Source organism: Acerihabitans arboris (assembly GCF_010131535.1).
Lineage (GTDB): Bacteria > Pseudomonadota > Gammaproteobacteria > Enterobacterales > Enterobacteriaceae > Acerihabitans > Acerihabitans arboris.
Map to the genome: position 1 here is coordinate 69,251 of NZ_WUBS01000021.1, position 17,865 is coordinate 87,115.

Genomic DNA, 17,865 nt, shown 5'->3' on the forward strand with positions numbered 1-17,865 from the left:
TGCGCATGCGCAGGCTAACGGGAGAATTAACGGTGAAACCAAAAAACGCCACGCTGGATGATGTGGCCCGCCATGCCGGGGTGTCATATCAAACCGTATCCCGGGTGCTTAACCGTTCCGCGCACGTTGCCGAACCGACCCGGCTTAGGGTGGAGCAGGCCATCGGGGCCCTGAACTACGTGCCCAACCGCATGGCGCAGCAGCTGGCCGGCAGGCGCAGCCCGACCCTGGGGTTGGTGACCACGTCGCTGGGTTTCCATGCGCCTTCGCAAATTGCCTCTGCTATTGAGCTCCATGCCAATCAGCTGGGATTTACCCTGTTGATAGCCATGGTGGACGCGCAACGGGGCGAAGGCGTGCAGGCGGCGCTCAACGAGCTAAAAGCCCAACGGGTGGACGGGGTTATCCTCAACCTGCCGCTGGAGGCGGCACAGGCGGAGGAGGTGGTTAACCGCAACCCGGATCTGTCATGTCTGTTTCTCGACGTGCCCCCGGATGCCGGGGTGTTCCACGTGATGTTCAACCCCGACGACGGGACGCGGGCCAGCGTCGACCACCTCTACCGGTTGGGACACCGCCGGTTCGGTTTGCTGTCCGGTCCGCTCAGCTCGGTGTCAGCGCGGTTGCGTTTGCACAGCTGGCAACGCTCGCTTAAGGAGTATGGACTGGATCCGGTGGAATACCGCGAGGGAGACTGGAGCGCCGAAAGCGGTTATTGCCGGGCCCTGGAGATGACCCGCAACGCCGATGCCTTCAGCGCCCTGCTGGTGGGTAACGATCAGATGGCGCTCGGCGTGTTCAGCGCCTTAAGCCGGCAGCAGATCGGCGTGCCGGCGCAAATATCGGTGATCGGCTACGACGATACCCGTGATAGCGCGTTTTTTTTACCGCCGCTGACCACGGTGTCGCAGGATTTTAATCGCCTGGGGCGGGAGGCGGTGACCCGGCTCGTCGCCCATCTCGGCAACGGCGGGCGTGAATCGCCCGCGTCAATGATGTTGCCTACCCATCTGGTGGCGCGTAATTCGACCGCCCGTCCGGACGACGGCGGGACAGATTACCGGCAGTTGGCCGAGCAGCTGGCGCGGATTGCGGCGCGCCTGCGCCAGTAGGCGCGGTAGCCCGGTTAAAACGGCGACCGGGCGGCAGGGCGCGGCGCCCGCCGATTGGAAGACGACGGCCGTCGGGTTCGCCGGTCGTCGTGGCTGCGGGCCTAGATGGCTTTTGGCAACGAATCCCAAACGCCCGTGGATATCGACGCGTCATGGCCATGGGTCGCCTCGACGCAGGTCAAGCGCAGGATATCGCTGGTATAGGCGCGTATCTTATTGGTCATCTCGACGTTGCCGTCGAGCGCGCGGCCGTAGGTCGGGATCATTTCCTGCAATTTAGCGCGCCAGGCGGCGGAGGACGCCTGCTGCTTGAACATGCTTTCGAGCAATTGCAGCATAATGGGCGCGGCGGTCGACGCGCCCGGCGAGGCGCCCAGCAGCGCCGACAGGGTGCCATCCGCCGAACTGACCACTTCTGTGCCGAACTGCAGGATGCCGCCTTTCTCCGCGTCTTTTTTGATGATCTGGACCCGCTGGCCGGCGTCGGTAAGTTCCCAGTCCTCCAGGCGCGCTTCGGGGTAATATTCCTTCAGCGCCGACAGCCGCTTTTTATCCGACATCAGCGATTGGCTCACCAGGTACCCCAGCAGGCCGAAATTATCCAGGCCGACGCGAATCATCGGCATCAGGTTTTGCAGCGTCAGGGAACCGAATAAATCCAGCCAGGAACCGCTTTTAAGGAATTTACTGCTAAACGTGGCGTACGGCCCGAACAGCAGGGTGCGCTTGCCGTCCAGCATGCGGGTATCGATATGCGGCACCGACATGGGCGGCGCGCCGACCGACGCCTTGCCGTAGACTTTCGCCAGGTGGCCGTTGACCACCTCCGGCCGGGTGGTCACCAGGAACTTGCCGCCCACGGGAAAACCGGCGTAGCCACGGGCCTCGGGAATACCTGATTTTTGCAGAAGCCGAAGCGACGCGCCGCCGGCGCCGATAAAGATATGCCGCGCGCGCACCGAGGTCTGTTTGCCGTTATTGTTCAGGTCGGCGACTTTTATCGTCCAGGTATTGTCGTCATTACGGCTGATATCCAGCACGTCATGGCGCAGATGCAGGTTAACATTCGACCGCCGCTCAAGCGCGTCGAGCATTTGCCGCGTCAGCTCGCCGAAATTGACGTCGGTGCCCATGGTCATGCGGGTGGCGGCCACTTTCTGGAAAGGTTCGCGGCCTTCCATGATCATCGGCGCCCATTGCCTGATTTTGTGGCTGTCCTCAGTATATTCCATGCCCTGGAATAACGTGCTGCGTTGCAGGGCGGCATAACGCTTGCGCAGGTAATTGACGTTTTCATCCCCCCAGACAAAACTCATATGGGGAACGTTATTGATAAAGGTGCCGGGCTCGCCGAGAATATTATTCTTCACCAGATAGGCCCAGAACTGCCGGGAAACCTCGTATGATTCATTGACTGACACCGCCTTGGCGATATCGATCGAGCCGTCGGCCATTTCCGGGGTGTAATTCAGCTCACAGTAGGCGGCATGGCCGGTGCCGGCGTTATTCCAGCCGTTGGAACTCTCCTCCGCGGTTTTATCCAGACGCTCGTACATATTGATGGTCCAGTCTGGCTCAAGTTCCTTAAGGTAGGTTCCAAGCGTAGCGCTCATGACTCCACCACCGATCAGGACAAGGTCCACCGGGGCGTTATTCGCAGCCGTTTGCCGTTGGGACGATGCCAACATATTCATGCAAAGGGATGCGATGAAATGCTCTTTCATGCGCAATGTCTCTATTTAAGAAATTAAGTATACCGCAGGGCAATATTATTGAGGTTGCTTTGGGCCCAATACTGTCTGCTTAGCGTTTTCGATTCTAAAAGCCTGCAACCGCTAAGTAAACTAAAATGTGATGTTATGGCTTGGTTAAGATACATAAAGCTTATATTTTGTAATTATCTGATATAAAGCATGTTATCACTGAATCATGCTTAAATTTTACCTTTCATTAACAAATGGTTACTCTCTTTTTAGCAGGGCAAAAAAAAGGATTTTAAGTGTTATCTGCGATGGTTGACCCGTTACACAGCCGGATCCTCTCTATTATAGGAATAATTAGCAGCTCGTCGTTACGCTATATTTTTTTCATGGCGCAGAAGTTGTTTTCATGGCGGCTTGATTGATATTATTTTTGCTTCTTGGCGGCAATACGGCGCATTGAGTTCATTATTATCCCCGTTTTGTCCATAATATTGGTTGTCGCACGCGTTTGGCCGGCGGCGCATTTTCCCCCAGGATCGATACATGGTTGAGATTAGAAGATATGTGCCCACCGACCGGCAGGGTGTGATTGACGTTATCGTGCCTATCCAGCAACACGAGTTTGGTATCGACATCACGGCGCGGGACCAGCCTGATTTATTCGATATCCCGGGATTTTACCAATCCGGCAACGGCGGATTCTGGGTGGCGGTACACGACGGCAAGATCGTCGGCACGCTCGGCCTCAAGGATATCGGCGCTTCCCAGGCGGCGCTGCGCAAAATGTTTGTCCGCGCCGAGTTTCGCGGCCGCGAACACCGGGTGGCCGCCCGCCTGCTTGAACGACTGATCGCCCATGCCGAACGCCAGGGCGTGACCGGCATCTTCCTCGGCACCACCGATAAGTTCCTCGCCGCCCAGCGCTTTTACCGCAATCATGGTTTTTCAGAAGTGGCCCGCGCCGGCCTGCCGGCCGCCTTCCCCGTGATGGCGGTGGACTCGCTGTTTTTCAACCTAAGCCTAAGCCCGCAATAAACCTCCTGGCGCCCATTGCGCGAGCGTGCGCGCCAGGCGTTACGACAACGATGTTCCACTTTTGCGTTCCGGCCGGTCGCCGGCCATTACAGGTCTTAGGAATTTTATGATAACCACTCCAACGGAATCGGCCGACGGCAGCCGCTACTGGCAGCGGAACCTGTTTGTCTGCGTATTCGGATCCTTCACCACCATTATCGCCATGACCCTGCTGCTGCCGTTCCTGCCGCTGTTTGTCGAACAGTTGGGGGTGACGGATCATGCCGCCATTAGCCTGTGGTCCGGGCTGGCCTATGGCGCGACCTTTTTCAGCGCGGCGCTGACCGCGCCGCTGTGGGGGCGGCTGGGCGATCGTTATGGCCGCAAGCTGATGCTGATCCGCGCCAGCCTCGGCATGGCGGTCGCCATGACGTTGCTGGGCATGGCGCACAGCGTCTGGCAACTGGTGGCGTTGCGGCTGCTGGCGGGCCTGCTGGGGGGCTATGCGTCGGGTTCCATGATACTGGTGGCGACCCAAACGCCCAAAGCGCGCACCGGCTGGGCGCTGGGCGTGCTTTCATCCGGCATCATGGCCGGGAATTTTACCGGTCCGCTGATAGGCGGCACCCTGCCGCCGCTGATTGGCATCCGCGCCACCTTTATCGTGGCCGGCGCGGCGATATTTGTCTCTTTTCTGGCCACGACGTTTTTATTGCGGGAGGAGCCGGGCGCCGTCACCCGTCGCAAGCAGGAGATCGTGCCCGCCGCCGCCGGGTTCAGCCGGGCGGTGCTGGCGATGCTGGTTACCGGCACGTTGCTGATGGTGGCCACTATGTCCATCGAGCCCATTATTACCCTTTACGTGGCGCAGCTGGTGGAATCCCACCGGGTGACCTTCGTCGCCGGCCTGGTGATGGCCAGCGCCGCGTTGGGCAGTATTGTCTCCGCCTCCTGGCTCGGCAAACTGGCCGATCGCAACGGGCCGTGGACGGTGATTATCGGCTGCCTGCTGGTGGCGGGGTTATTGCTGATCCCACAGGCCCTGGTCACCCGGGGCTGGCAACTGGTGGCCCTGCGCTTTTTTATGGGCGTGGCGCTGGGCGGGCTATTACCCTGTATCGCCAGCGTCATCCGGCATAATGTACCGGACAAGATTGCCGGCAGGATGCTAGGTTATTCCACGTCGGCGCAATATGTCGGCCAGGTGGCGGGGCCGCTGCTCGGGGGATTTATCGGCGGCCACTTTGGCATGCGGCCGGTGTTTTTCGGCACCTGCGCGCTGCTGGTTATCGGCGCGGGGTATAACGCCTTTGCCCGTCTGGCTTGCGCGCGCCGGGATCGGGGAGACGAGAAATAGGGGGCGGGAGAGGGCGTCCGGGATTTAGCGCGCTTTTTTAGCGCGCGGTTTTGGCGCGGGCGCGGCGGGCTTGACGCTCAGCACCCGGCTTTCCACCTGCCCGTCTTCCAGACGCGTGGAGAGGATATCGCCGGCCTTCACCTGCCGGGTTTGCTTGATCAGCGCGCCCTGGCTATCGGTGGTAACGCTGAATCCGCGCGCCAGCGTCTTCAGCGGGCTGACCGCCTCCAGCTGCGAGCACAGCATGCCGAACGTACGCTGTTGACCGCTTAACCGCCGGGTCATGCCCTGGGTCAGCCGGTAGCGCAGCGCCTGTACCTGACCCTGTTGGTTCAACCGGCCGCCGATCGCCCGCCGCAGCCTGTAGCCCAAGGCCTGCATACGCTGCTGCGCATGGCTGATACGCGGCAGCGGCGCCTGCTGGTTCAGGCGCCGGAGCAGGCGTTCCTGGCGTAAGCGCGCCTGGCGCAGCTGCCCCTGCAGGCTGTCATCCAGCCGGCGGCGCAGTTTCATCAGCGCCGTCTGCTGGCGCGCCAGGCGCAGGTGGGGATGTTGCTGCTGTAGGCGATGCTGCATCCGGGTCAGGATTTGCAGCCGCTGCGCCATAAAATAATCCATCGCCATTTCCAGGCGCTGCTGCTGGGACCGCAGCTGACGCACCAGCTCCAGCTGATTACGGCTGACCAGCTCCGCCGCGGCCGAAGGGGTGGGCGCGCGCAGGTCGGCGATAAAATCGGCAATGGTCACATCGGTTTCGTGGCCGACCGCGCTTACCACCGGCAGGCGGCTGGCAAAAATCGCCCGCGCCACCCGCTCGTCGTTAAAACTCCATAAATCTTCCAGCGAGCCGCCGCCCCGGCCGACGATCAGCACGTCGCACTCGCCGCGCCGGTTGGCGGTTTCGATGGCGCGCACGATCTGCGCCGGCGCGTCCTGGCCCTGTACCTGGGTCGGATAAATCACCACCGGCAGCGACGGATCCCGGCGCCTGAGGATATTGAGGATGTCATGCAGCGCCGCGCCGCTGGCGGAGGTGATTACGCCGACCCGGCGGGCCGGGCTGGGCAACGGCTGTTTATGGATGTGATCAAATAAGCCTTCGGCGGACAGGCGCTGCTTGAGCTGTTCGAACTGCTGCTGCAACAGGCCGTCGCCGGCCGGCTGCATGCTTTCGGTAACCAGCTGATATTCGCCGCGCGGTTCGTACAGCGTCAGCGCCGCCCGTACCAAGACCTGCTGGCCGTTGCGCGGCGCGAAGGTCACCCGCCGGTTGCTGTTGCGGAACATAGCGCAGCGTACCTGGGCGCGATCGTCTTTCAGCGTGAAATACCAATGACCGGAGGAGGGCTGCGAGAAGTTGGAAATTTCGCCGGTAAGCCAGACCTGGCCCATTTCGCCTTCCAGCAGTTCGCGCACCGTCTGGTTAAGACGGGAGACGGTAAAAATCAATGCGGTGGGAGGGGAAGACATGTGAGCCGGATCAACTTCCATAAATAAGGGTTAATCGGTTGATATTACTTATCGCCCAGCGCATATCAAGCATTTTTTTTAAAAAGTGCTGGAGGCAACCGGTTACGTTCTGTATAATGCCACGGCAATATTTTATACATCCATCCTGGTGAGATATTGCTATGCTACGTATCGCAAAAGAAGCCCTGACGTTCGACGATCTCCTCCTGTTACCTGCACATTCCACGGTGTTGCCCAACACGGCCGACCTGGGCACGCAACTGACCAAAAAAATACGCCTGAATATTCCGCTGCTCTCCGCCGCCATGGACACCGTGACCGAAGCGCCGCTGGCCATCGCCCTGGCCCAGGAAGGCGGTATCGGTTTCATCCATAAAAATATGCCTATCGAGCGCCAGGCCGACGAAGTCAGCCGGGTGAAAAAACATGAAAGCGGCGTGGTCACCGATCCCAAGACGGTAACGCCCGCCACCACCTTATCCCAGGTGAAGGAGCTGACCGCCCGTAACGGCTTTGCCGGTTACCCGGTGGTCACCGACGATAATGAGCTGGTGGGCATCATCACCGGCCGCGACGTGCGTTTTGTCACCGATTTGAACCAGCCGGTTACCGCGGTCATGACGCCGAAAGAGCGCCTGGTTACGGTAAAAGAAGGCGAGGCCCGCGAAGTGGTGCTGCAGAAAATGCATGAGAAACGCGTGGAAAAAGCCCTGGTGGTGGACGCGCAGTTCCATCTGCTCGGCATGATTACCGTCAAGGATTTCCAGAAGGCGGAACGCAAGCCCAACGCTTGCAAAGACGAACACGGCCGCCTGCGGGTGGGCGCGGCGGTGGGCGCCGGCGCCGGTAACGAAGAGCGTATCGACGCGCTGGTCGCCGCCGGCGTCGACGTGCTGCTGATCGACTCCTCCCACGGCCACTCCGAAGGCGTATTGCAGCGTATCCGCGATACCCGCGCCAAATATCCCGACCTGCAGATTATCGGCGGCAACGTCGCCACCGCTTCCGGCGCCATTGCGCTGGTCGAGGCCGGCGTGAGCGCAGTCAAAGTGGGTATCGGCCCCGGTTCCATCTGCACCACCCGTATCGTCACCGGCGTGGGCGTGCCGCAAATCACCGCCATTTCCGACGCGGTTGAAGCGCTGGAAGGCACCGGCATCCCGGTTATCGCCGACGGCGGTATCCGCTTCTCCGGCGATATCGCCAAGGCCATCGCCGCCGGCGCCTCCTGCGTGATGGTCGGCTCGCTGCTGGCCGGCACCGAGGAATCCCCCGGCGAAATCGAACTCTACCAGGGCCGTTCGTTTAAATCCTACCGCGGCATGGGATCGCTCGGCGCCATGTCCAAAGGCTCCTCCGACCGTTATTTCCAGACCGACAACGCCGCCGACAAACTGGTGCCGGAAGGTATCGAAGGCCGGGTCGCCTATAAAGGCCGCCTGAAGGAGATTGTCCACCAGCAAATGGGCGGGCTGCGCTCCTGTATGGGCCTGACCGGCTGTGCTACTATCGACGAGTTGCGCACCAAGGCTGAATTTGTGCGTATCAGCGGCGCCGGCATTCAGGAGAGCCACGTCCACGACGTCGCCATCACCAAGGAATCGCCGAATTACCGTATGGGTTAAAACGCCGGGACGGCGCGCGACGGGCGTAATATGACCTTATCCGCGCAGATCGCCGCCCGCGATGGCTATAGTCCGGATGGCCGAGGATCGGCCGTCCCTGAATTTATTCTTCCCGGCCGCGGCCGGGTCGTGTTTTATTTGCTATCCGCTCCTGGAATACGCCTTCTATGACAGAGAATATTCATCAACACCGCATCCTGATCCTGGACTTCGGCTCGCAGTATACCCAACTGATCGCCCGCCGCGTCCGTGAGCTTGGCGTCTATTGCGAACTCTGGGCCTGGGACGTGACGGAAGCGCAGATCCGTGCCTTCGCCCCCAGCGGCATCATCCTTTCCGGCGGCCCCGAAAGCACCACCGAACAGGACAGCCCCATCGCCCCGGAATATGTTTACCGGGCCGGCGTGCCGGTCTTGGGCGTATGCTACGGCATGCAGACCATGGCCATGCAGCTGGGCGGCCGGGTGGAAGGATCCAACCAGCGCGAGTTCGGCTACGCGCAGGTCGAGGTGGTGTCCGACAGCCTGCTGGTGCGCGATATCCAGGATTCATTAAGCGTCAATACCAAGCCGCTGCTGGACGTGTGGATGAGCCACGGCGACAAGGTGACCGGCATCCCGGCCGGTTTTGTCACCGTCGCCAGCACCGAAACCTGTCAATTCGCCATCATGGCCGACGAAGAGCGGCGTTTCTACGGCGTGCAGTTCCACCCGGAAGTTACCCATACCCGCCAGGGACAGCGTATTTTACAGCGCTTCGTCCACGATATCTGCCGGTGTGAAGCCCTGTGGACGCCGGACAAGATCATCGAGGACGCGGTCGGCCGGCTGCGCGAGCAGATTGGCGACGACCACGTGATCCTCGGCCTGTCGGGCGGGGTGGACTCATCCGTTACCGCCATGCTGCTGCACCGCGCCATCGGCAAGCGTTTAACCTGCGTATTTGTCGATAACGGCCTGCTGCGCCTGAACGAAGCCGACCAGGTGCTGGAAATGTTCGGCCAGAAATACGGCCTGAATATCGTCCATGTCGCCGCCGAAGAGCGTTTTCTCAGCGCGCTGGCCGGCGTGGACGAGCCGGAAGCCAAACGTAAAATCATCGGCCGGGTGTTTGTCGAGGTGTTCGATCGGGAAGCCAGCAAGCAGTCGCTGGTAAAATGGCTGGCGCAGGGCACCATCTACCCCGACGTGATTGAATCCGCCGCCTCCGCCACCGGCAAGGCGCATGTTATCAAGTCCCATCACAACGTCGGCGGGTTGCCGAAAGAGATGAAGCTGGGCCTGGTGGAGCCGCTGAAGGAGCTGTTCAAGGACGAGGTACGTAAAATCGGCCTGGAGCTCGGGCTGCCCTACGATATGCTGTACCGCCATCCGTTCCCGGGACCGGGCCTCGGCGTGCGGGTGCTGGGCGAAGTGAAAAAAGAATACTGCGACCTGCTGCGCCGCGCCGACGCGATTTTTATCGACGAACTGCACAAGGCCGAGCTTTACCACAAGGTCAGCCAGGCATTTACCGTGTTCCTGCCGGTACGTTCGGTGGGGGTGATGGGCGACGGCCGTAAATATGATTGGGTCGTCTCGCTGCGGGCGGTGGAAACCATCGACTTTATGACCGCCCACTGGGCGCATTTGCCGTACGAGTTTTTGGGCCGGGTGTCTAATCGGATTATCAATGAGGTCGATGGGATTTCAAGGGTGGTTTACGATATTTCGGGGAAACCGCCGGCGACGATCGAGTGGGAGTGATCCAAGGTTTTTCAGGTGGTATGGAACCGCATCATTCTGCCGGATACCTCGTCGTTAGTGTTGGATAATCTGGCGGGAGCTGATCCTGCCGGTTATACCGGACTGGAGGATGGCACCGACTGGCACTGGGATCGCATTATCGCCGGTGCGGCAATGACCACGCTGTTGGGAGTTGGTGCTGAACTGGCCGCGCCGGAGAACCGCCAGGATGGCGACCGCATCATCATCGCCGGGCGCGACAGTTTGCAGGATACGGTGAATGAGGTGGGACAGGAAGTCACGCGGCGCAATCTTAATATTCAGCCGACGCTGACGGAACGGCCGGGCTTGCCGGTGCGGATTATCGTTAATCGGGATCTGGTGCTGAGGCCGTATCAGCCGCTTTTTTTCAATAGGGGGATTTCGCGATGAGTTTCACACGTAAAATGAGGCTGGGACGGTTGCCGAATACCGAGAATGTGAAGCTGACCTTTACCTGTCCGGCCAGCCTCAAGACCGAACTCGATCGCTACGCTGCCCAATATGCGCAAACTTACGGCGAAACCGTTGATGCGGTGACGCTAATCCCACATATGCTGGCAGGATTTATGGCGGGGGATAGGGGGTTTAAGAGAGGGGACAGATAATGTTTCAATGCCTTAATACGCGGCTTGAAGGTATCTATTTTGCCTATCAATCCGTCGTTGATAGCGATGACAGCCACTGAGCTTGACTATTTTTGGCCGCCAATATGACCCAAAAAGAGAAAAATAGCGTAAGCCGATTGCAGATGCTGCCAGGGAAAACGCCTTCAAAGAGAGGCAGACTCTGCTGAGCGGATGACTATGCAATAAACTTCAGTATTGACTCCAACAACGTGCAATAGGACATCGTTAGCCGGTTGGTCGTTAAAACAAGAAACGATCCTGTTTTCTTGAAGGAGAGAATTCAACGACAGTAAGGAAGTCATTGAACAGATCGCCAGCTTTGTTAAGTTGTCCAAGCAGTAAACCTGCTTCTTCCTCTGGAGATTTTGGACGCAGTTTATCTCGATAGGCGATTTCGAGGTGATTGTACTGCGACTTGAAGACGCTTTCTTCGTTGGTCTGAACTGGATGGAGGTGGAGACTATGGACAATAAGGTTTCGGCGCTGAAGAAGCCACTTCAAACCATCCTCTTTTTCCGAAGTCTGGAACGATCTTAGCCGCTTCCAGCTCGTGCTATTTTTCAATAGATCATCCATCGGGACCGCGTTTAAGTGAATGCGATCCATAACCGAGGTAAAGCCGTTTTGGTCGAACTTACGAATATTGAAGAAAGAGAAATCCAACACCTGCCCGAGCCGGTCCCAGAATGAATACAGCCAAATATACGCTGCCTCCGCGTGCTCCCAAAAAGCAGCTTGCGCTTGCTCGATAAACCAAACTTGTTTAGTCGGGTTGTCGGGAAAATTTAGCAGGTTCGGGTGTGCCGTAATAAGTGAGGAGCCCGCCTGAAACAGGTGAGCACGTATGACCGATTTGCGAGCTCGTGAGAAGACTGAAAACACTTCACGCATGACGGCTTCTGGGTAATTATCGCCGGGCGGGATTTTTTGTTCCTGATCTTCGGTCACTATATAGAATTCTGGCGGCCCGCCCAAGTGTTCAATAACTTGATTGACGCGTTTATCGAATACCCCCTTATCGCTTTCCAGACAGAGTTTAGCAAACTGGCCTTGCTGGGCTGTCGCTTCGTATTGTGCAAGCACTAACGACTCATTTGCGATAAGGGTTACCGCGTTGGCAAGCACTGCATAACGTCTGTCTTGTTCATCTGTGATTTTTCCGTTTTCGACCATTATCCTTTGACTACCCTCCTCATTGCGTTGCTTCATTCGCATCGTCATGGCTACTCTCACGAACAAAATTCATCATAGAAAGCATGTATGCCATGTACTTTCTGTAGACCTTGACCTTTAAGCTCGGTGGAGACAACAAGCCAGTATCTTGCTATACTTTGAACGTAAATAGGAGATTTTTCGATGACTAAAATGGCCGCTGTAAGTGTTGCAAGTCGAGTTCGCAGGCTTGCTAGATCCCATAAAGTCACAGCTGAACGTGACGGCATGAGCCGTATGGCCGTGGCTATTACCCGTCTGGCTGGTGACGTCGTCGAGTTGGATAACGTTGAGCAGTTACTCGTCAATCTCAAAAGAAAAGGCGTGCTGAGCAAGTCTGAGACCCTGACGCTCCAGGGGGGGTACCTTCAGGAGAAAAGGCGTTCCAAGAAAAAAATTAGCGTATGAGTTTCGATCCCTTTGGCGATTTCGAAACTGCTGGATATCTCCAAAATTCGCTACTGCTCAAAGATCCCGTTGAAGTAAAAGAGTCAGAGCATCTTTCGTTCGAATTGAGTATCGAAGATGCTCTTGCCTACTTGGCTAAAAAGAGGCCCATCGACTACCAGAGCGTACTCAAAGTTCACGAGATCCTTTTCTCCGATTTTTATCATTGGGCAGGAAAAGCTCGTAACGAGCTTGTGCCGCATCTAGCCGTTTTCAAAGGCCCGCATGACGATCCTCATAGCATCGCTTTCGAGCACCCGGATTTGATCAAAAGGTCTATCGACTATGCACTTCAGTTAGCAACTGACAAGAAGCGCTTCAGAGATCGGCCTGGCGAGGTGATGGGCCAATTGGCTTTTGCACACCCCTTCTTGGACGGCAATGGCCGCACTATTTTACTTGTCTTTATGGAACTCTCCTATCGTGCCAAATTCGCTATCGATTGGTCAAAGACAACCAAGGACGGCTACTTACGGGCACTCAGCGACGAAATCCGGGAGCCTTTCAAGGGACATCTCGATAATTACCTAAAACCGTTCGTGGTGGACATATCCAGTCGTGACGCGTGGCCTGAGATCATAAGTGGTATCAGGGGCTTAGATGGCTTAGACAAAGAAGATATCGTGTACGAGAGTCTGGACAATCCAGACGTCAAACAGACTTATAATACATATAGAACACAATCTCTGGACACGCCTGTTCCTCCTGAATTTGACGACTGAAAATGCCAAAGGGTCATCTATAGGCCAACAGTTTCCACGCTCCTAGGGCCATTCCAAACAGGATTTGGAAATGTCCGGCATTATACTGATGCACTACACACCGAGAAAAAGGAATTAATCCACCCGTGTTTGACGATTCTGCGAGTATATATAACGAAACTTATCTCCGTAGATAGATTCCGTCTCCAGCACAAAGTCCAGTCGATATGGAGACAATGAAGCCCATTTCAAACGAAGCAGATCTCCCGCGCAGCTTCTATCTCCCCCCCGGGCTTCAATCAAAAAAATTTCTTCCCCAACCTTGAAAGAATCGTTGGGACGCGGACCACCGATGATAAAACAACCAACGCGTAGCCCCAAAGCCTGTATTGCTCCAACGAAAATATTATTCTCAACGGCATTAACTGGTTTGCCATCAACTGTTACGGTAATAGTGGTAACAAACGCTGCTCCCATACCGTTATTGATTGCGTAAATTCCCCATTTGTCTTTTCGACCATCAATGGAGAAATACGCATTTATCCTTGGTTCAACCGAAACATGATTATGTTTGATCTGTTCCTTCCCTTGCCAGATAGCAAATCCGAGTGAAATACTGGCGATAAGAATGCCAACAAAAGCGAGAACAGAGTCCCGATACTCGGTGAGAAAATGACGCATTATTATTGTTCTCTCTACGCTGAATTTAACAACCCGAGGCATGATAACTGATGGGATCGAGCAAAGAAAAGTGTCCTGCTTGGCCTGAAGCGGATTGCTGCTGGCATGGCAGCCGATGCCGTTAACGAGGCGGTGGGTCAAAAATGGAGTAACGGAGTTATTGAGGAACATGTAAATTGCCTAAAGAATGTATGGGCGAACTGGGTTCAAGCTTCTGACATGAAGACTATTGGGAGCTATGGCGTGAACGGATACACCCCAATTACGAAGAGGATCACAAGTACGTGTGCATCAGCTTTTCTTAGGTCTTCTGCTAGAAAACCGGTCCGTTGCCGGGGCAAAATCCCCCCTATCGTCAGCACAGCGATTTTCGCATGTAACAATCCCGGCGGTGCGATTCTGTTATCAAACGCGTTAATGAATTATCAGTGCTGACCAGAGGCTAGGGGAGCAGCGCCGGCTACAGCTAAATGTCATACTGCCTTACGTACGGTCTAGCTATGAAATCGAATATCTCCCCTCGCGTTCTTTAAAGGCCAAGTGTCCGCCTTCCAATAATGTACAGACTGCCTGACGAATGCCGAACATGTCGCCGTCTGTCAGATTGTGCTCCAGCGAGCCCGATTCATAGGTTATCTGTGGGTAAGGCTGACTGGAAGTTCGCTGCGGAAGCGCGATGATTATCTGTTCAGCATCCGTCGAAACAACCAGGTTGGGGTTATGCGTAACAATAATAATTTGTCGTTGCTCCTTAGCCTTGCGGATGTAGGGAACGAGCTGGAGATAGACCGAAGAATTATCGAGATTTCCCTCCGGCTGGTCTATCAGCAACGGCCGGCTATCGTCGCCGTCCATAAGCAGATACAACACCAACAGGGCGATCCCCCGTGTACCCGGGGAGAGATGTTCAAGATCCGTGCCGCCGTAACGGATTTTATAAGTCGTTCGAACGTGGTCGGTGGAGTACATCCAGTCTAGAAGGTCGATCAATTTAAGGGACGGAGCAGCAAAATGCGACATAAATACGGCCGGGTCAATAAGTTTGGACAATGCTTCCATCTCGTTTTTGATCTTTATGAGATCACCTGAGGACCATGCTGGCGAGAGGTGTTCAATCGCGAACGCCTCAATCTCATCTTTCAGCACTTGAGCCCCTGCCTTTCTCAGGTCAAAAAAACGGGAGGCTTTTTCGAGCCATGCCCGTGTGTCCACGCTGTAACCTGCTGAAAGCTCAAACTTCATTTCAGGACTCAGCCTTTCCAACTGGCGCTGCATGGGAGCGTACAGTTCATGCAGGCCGGCTTCGTCCTGTGCCAGTGCCTGGTAATACTTCATGTAAGAGCTGTCCCGTTCAGTTTCCTTGCTGTTCAGTAACTGGCGGGTCCTGCTGTCTAGTGTCTCAATTTCTTTCTGGATTCGGGAGGCGTCTGCTTCCGAGGAGGCGATTTTTTGCTGAAGCTCAAACAGTCGTTTTTTGTTGCTTTCATCCTGCTGCAGGGATGCCTTCATCTCCTCGAGTCGTTTGCCAATGTCCCAAGCGGTCTTTCCGTCACGCTGCCAAGTTGCTTCACTACCCGTTTTTGCCTCAATTTCGCTCTGTGTGCTCATGGCTTTTTCGGCCAACGTGGCGGCGATAGTTGGGTCCCAGCGGGGGTGAAGTCGTTCCAGTTCCTCCTGCGTGCATTCCTCTGCGAGCTGAGAGGCAGAGATCAGTTCTGTGACAGTGCGACGGGTCCTCTCAATGAGATCTTGGTAAGATTGTAAAAAGTCATCCAGCCTCCTTTTTTTCCGCCCCAGTCCGGTGATTTCGCCTTCAATCCCACGAAGGATGCGTTGCTCTTCGTCCAATTGCTTCAGAAACTTTTCATCAACCGTGGCAATGATGGATGGAAGCTGGACGCGCATTTCCTCGATCTGTTTCAGAAGTTGTTCCCGGTTAGCAATCTTTTCCGGTTTCTGCGCTAAGGCAGCGTGCAGCCGATCAATTTCCCGGTTGAGGGCAGCAATGTCTCCGCGATACTCATCTTGCCTCTGTTGGGAAGCTGATTCACGCGCAGAACGCAGTTCTTCAAAACTGGAATAACCTTCACGGTGTACATGGTCGAGGTGGGAGAACACGACTTCTTCGATGGCAACTTGAAGTTCATTGCCATCATGATCTATGGAGCACAGTCGCTCCACGAAGTCCTGTGACAAGTAGCGAACCAGTGGTCTGGACACCTGATGAGGGCTGTCTGTGAGGGTAGCGTCCGTTTTGGTCCCACTGCCCCATGTTAGACCAACCTTCATGCCGGTAAGTAGGCGTTTTCCTTTAATAATAAATGATGACTGTGACTTGGGATCTGGTGGCACGCCGGCAGCAAAGGCGATCAAATCAGCAATGGCCGTTTTCCCTGCACCCTTTTCACCAATAATGGCGACCAATCCCGGATTCAGTCTAACTGATGACTGTGAAAACCATCCACTATCAGGCTGAATATGAATTTCCGAGATCAGGCGGCTCTGGTCGGTCAACCCCGGCCGTGATTTACCAATATATACCCTGCAATCCGGTTCCCATATCACCTGCCTGAGTCCTTCGAACGTCGGATCAGCTTTTATCCAGCAGTTGCGCTCGAGATCCGGCATGAAAAGCTTTTCCAGCGTGTGTGCATCTGAACCGTGCAGGCAGGGTTTTAGGGAACGATACATGACCCGGATCTTTTCAGGAGTCGTGCCCGCCTTTTTGCCCAGATAATATTCCCGGTCCGTTGACGAACCCGAAAAGATAAAATCACTATGCAGTAATAACTGATCCCGAGTAGAAGCAAATCCGTCAGCCGGAAGCCCACTGATGCCATCTTTGCCGTTGGCAACCCCTACGAGACAGTTTTTCATCAGCCAGCCGTCGTTCCTGAACCACTTAATGATAATTTCGTAGGAAGGTTTAAACTGCAAGACACCATATTTGTAGGCAGCTTCATCGTCTCCCGCAAATCCCTGAGCGCGAGCGAAGGCGATCAAGTCATTTCGGATACAGCCGTAACTCTGCTGACCGTCTCCAACTGGCGAGGTATATTCGATCTTAAGATTGGCAAGTGCCCGTTTTATCTTTTGAATATGATCTGGATCGCTTGGGTCAATTAGCAAATGTATATTGAGTGCTTTTCCATCTTTTGTAGCCGGTTGGGCACGGAATTCGATGTTGGGCAGGATGAAATCAACACTTTGTAGCCTTGGTTTTTCAGGATCATTCCGTTCTCGGTAAAGTCTTTCATAGCCGTCAATGGTCATGTAATCGGTAATTCCGATAACGGAAATTCCCATACCTTGCGCCGTTGTCTCTAGCGCCGTCACATAGGCGTCCCAAGTGATACCAGAGAATGAGTCGCCGAGTTTACTCTCCGGCGTGTGAACATGAAGATCCCAGCGTCGCCATTCGGAACCCAAGGGATATTTCGAACTAAGTAGCTCATTTTTATTCATTGTTGTGTCCAGTCAACTGAGTTTTCCGCGACGAAAACAGTAGAATCCATTTCTTAAGGAGAAGGGATGCTGCTTAAGGTCAAATTAGATCAAAATTTCCTCGCTTACAACATGCCCAGAATGCAGCCTGTCAAATTTTTGATTATTATCATGAAATTATGACGTGCACGTATTACGCATACGGAGGACATACAGACTAGAAATGACCAAAGGCGGTGGGGACATGCATAGGTACACAGATTTGGTGGTGTAAGACACTGGTCTCGCTGAAAACAGCCCCAGCAAAATATGCCTGCATACGCTAGGGTGTGCTGTAGTTTTCAGAACTATTTTCTGGGGAAAATTTGGGACAATTTGCACGCCAAACTATGCCATTCCATGCCCGAATCGAATACTATCGCAGTAGAGCGTGAATAACTTAATACCATGAAAAATAATGATAAAAGCCAAATGTGCTCTCTTTAAGTTTCCCCTACAACAACACAATCGGGGTATGCTCCAGTAGCGGCAGAAAGCCAGATTCAACATCTGCCCCGCAGTAAAATGGGAGCCAAGCATGCCGATGTCGGCATCGCTGATATAAGGTCGTAATTCATCGGAAAAGTTGTCCACTCCACCCAACATGGTCTTTCTTTAAGGTTCCTACACCGAAAAAGGAAGCGCCATGTTAAGCAGAGAGGACCATC

13 protein-coding genes and 1 pseudogene are annotated in these 17,865 nt (G+C 55.3%); 9 read left to right on the forward strand and 5 right to left on the reverse strand.

What is annotated here, in order from left to right; translation table 11 throughout:
• Positions 1-32 precede the first annotated feature (32 nt).
• Positions 33-1,112, forward strand: a complete 1,080-nt coding sequence (locus GRH90_RS23765; RefSeq protein WP_162368462.1) for a LacI family DNA-binding transcriptional regulator — start codon at positions 33-35, stop codon at positions 1,110-1,112.
• A gap of 101 nt (positions 1,113-1,213) precedes the next feature.
• On the opposite strand, the gene mqo is transcribed toward GRH90_RS23765, so the two are convergent.
• Entirely contained in the window at positions 1,214-2,836 is a 1,623-nt protein-coding gene (gene mqo / locus GRH90_RS23770) for a malate dehydrogenase (quinone) (RefSeq protein WP_162368463.1), read from the reverse strand.
• A 522-nt stretch (positions 2,837-3,358) separates the two neighbouring features.
• Here mqo and GRH90_RS23775 point away from each other — a divergent pair.
• Together GRH90_RS23775 and GRH90_RS23780 are read left to right on the forward strand one after the other, a co-directional pair.
• On the forward strand, positions 3,359-3,850 hold the full coding sequence (locus GRH90_RS23775; RefSeq protein WP_162368464.1) for a GNAT family N-acetyltransferase: 492 nt from the start codon (positions 3,359-3,361) through the stop codon (positions 3,848-3,850).
• 106 nt (positions 3,851-3,956) lie between these two features.
• On the forward strand, positions 3,957-5,186 hold the full coding sequence (locus GRH90_RS23780; RefSeq protein WP_162368465.1) for an MFS transporter: 1,230 nt from the start codon (positions 3,957-3,959) through the stop codon (positions 5,184-5,186).
• A 24-nt stretch (positions 5,187-5,210) separates the two neighbouring features.
• Here GRH90_RS23780 and xseA read toward each other — a convergent pair whose 3' ends face one another.
• A complete protein-coding gene (xseA, locus tag GRH90_RS23785; RefSeq protein ID WP_162368466.1) occupies positions 5,211-6,656 on the reverse strand; it encodes an exodeoxyribonuclease VII large subunit in 1,446 nt (481 codons plus the stop codon).
• 161 nt (positions 6,657-6,817) lie between these two features.
• Here xseA and guaB point away from each other — a divergent pair, with 161 nt between their 5' ends.
• The 4 genes and pseudogenes from guaB (at position 6,818) to GRH90_RS23805 (ending at position 10,652) form a co-directional block, all read left to right on the forward strand.
• The gene (gene guaB / locus GRH90_RS23790; RefSeq protein WP_162368467.1) at positions 6,818-8,281 is read left to right on the forward strand and encodes an IMP dehydrogenase; all 1,464 of its coding nucleotides are present in this window, start codon (positions 6,818-6,820) and stop codon (positions 8,279-8,281) included.
• 167 nt (positions 8,282-8,448) lie between these two features.
• On the forward strand, positions 8,449-10,026 hold the full coding sequence (gene guaA, locus GRH90_RS23795; protein WP_162368468.1) for a glutamine-hydrolyzing GMP synthase: 1,578 nt from the start codon (positions 8,449-8,451) through the stop codon (positions 10,024-10,026).
• A gap of 12 nt (positions 10,027-10,038) precedes the next feature.
• Positions 10,039-10,437 (forward strand): annotated as a pseudogene (locus GRH90_RS23800) (TraB/TrbI/VirB10 family type IV secretion system protein); the annotation flags it as partial.
• Positions 10,434-10,652 carry a DUF2274 domain-containing protein gene (locus GRH90_RS23805; RefSeq protein ID WP_162368469.1) on the forward strand — a complete coding sequence of 73 codons (219 nt, stop codon included), beginning with the start codon at positions 10,434-10,436 and terminating at the stop codon, positions 10,650-10,652. The pseudogene GRH90_RS23800 and the gene GRH90_RS23805, both read left to right, overlap by 4 nt.
• 261 nt (positions 10,653-10,913) lie before the next feature.
• On the opposite strand, the gene GRH90_RS23810 is transcribed toward GRH90_RS23805, so the two are convergent.
• Positions 10,914-11,882, reverse strand: coding sequence for a hypothetical protein (locus tag GRH90_RS23810; RefSeq protein ID WP_162368470.1), 969 nt, complete (start codon positions 11,880-11,882; stop codon positions 10,914-10,916).
• A gap of 147 nt (positions 11,883-12,029) precedes the next feature.
• Here GRH90_RS23810 and GRH90_RS23815 point away from each other — a divergent pair, with 147 nt between their 5' ends.
• Complete coding sequence (locus GRH90_RS23815) at positions 12,030-12,293, forward strand: hypothetical protein (protein ID WP_162368471.1); 264 nt, start codon at positions 12,030-12,032, stop codon at positions 12,291-12,293.
• Entirely contained in the window at positions 12,290-13,054 is a 765-nt protein-coding gene (locus GRH90_RS23820; RefSeq protein WP_162368472.1) for a Fic/DOC family protein, read from the forward strand. The genes GRH90_RS23815 and GRH90_RS23820 overlap by 4 nt, the downstream gene beginning before the upstream one ends.
• Before the next feature lie 114 nt (positions 13,055-13,168).
• Here GRH90_RS23820 and GRH90_RS23825 read toward each other — a convergent pair whose 3' ends face one another.
• Positions 13,169-13,885 carry a hypothetical protein gene (locus GRH90_RS23825; protein ID WP_246236221.1) on the reverse strand — a complete coding sequence of 239 codons (717 nt, stop codon included), beginning with the start codon at positions 13,883-13,885 and terminating at the stop codon, positions 13,169-13,171.
• Positions 13,886-14,212: 327 nt separating this feature from the next.
• On the reverse strand, positions 14,213-17,179 hold the full coding sequence (locus tag GRH90_RS23830; RefSeq protein ID WP_162368473.1) for a TrlF family AAA-like ATPase: 2,967 nt from the start codon (positions 17,177-17,179) through the stop codon (positions 14,213-14,215).
• Between the last annotated feature and the right edge of the window lie 686 nt (positions 17,180-17,865).

What these genes read in the sequence shown, in the direction of transcription:
- mqo (WP_162368463.1), bottom strand. Translation starts at nt 2,836, where the DNA reads ATGAAAGAGCATTTCATCGCATCCCTTTGCATGAATATGTTGGCATCG.
- GRH90_RS23775 (WP_162368464.1), top strand. Translation starts at nt 3,359, where the DNA reads ATGGTTGAGATTAGAAGATATGTGCCCACCGACCGGCAGGGTGTGATT.
- GRH90_RS23780 (WP_162368465.1), top strand. Translation starts at nt 3,957, where the DNA reads ATGATAACCACTCCAACGGAATCGGCCGACGGCAGCCGCTACTGGCAG.
- xseA (WP_162368466.1), bottom strand. Translation starts at nt 6,656, where the DNA reads ATGTCTTCCCCTCCCACCGCATTGATTTTTACCGTCTCCCGTCTTAAC.
- guaB (WP_162368467.1), top strand. Translation starts at nt 6,818, where the DNA reads ATGCTACGTATCGCAAAAGAAGCCCTGACGTTCGACGATCTCCTCCTG.
- guaA (WP_162368468.1), top strand. Translation starts at nt 8,449, where the DNA reads ATGACAGAGAATATTCATCAACACCGCATCCTGATCCTGGACTTCGGC.
- GRH90_RS23805 (WP_162368469.1), top strand. Translation starts at nt 10,434, where the DNA reads ATGAGTTTCACACGTAAAATGAGGCTGGGACGGTTGCCGAATACCGAG.
- GRH90_RS23810 (WP_162368470.1), bottom strand. Translation starts at nt 11,882, where the DNA reads ATGAAGCAACGCAATGAGGAGGGTAGTCAAAGGATAATGGTCGAAAAC.
- GRH90_RS23815 (WP_162368471.1), top strand. Translation starts at nt 12,030, where the DNA reads ATGACTAAAATGGCCGCTGTAAGTGTTGCAAGTCGAGTTCGCAGGCTT.
- GRH90_RS23820 (WP_162368472.1), top strand. Translation starts at nt 12,290, where the DNA reads ATGAGTTTCGATCCCTTTGGCGATTTCGAAACTGCTGGATATCTCCAA.
- GRH90_RS23825 (WP_246236221.1), bottom strand. Translation starts at nt 13,885, where the DNA reads ATGTTCCTCAATAACTCCGTTACTCCATTTTTGACCCACCGCCTCGTT.
- GRH90_RS23830 (WP_162368473.1), bottom strand. Translation starts at nt 17,179, where the DNA reads ATGAATAAAAATGAGCTACTTAGTTCGAAATATCCCTTGGGTTCCGAA.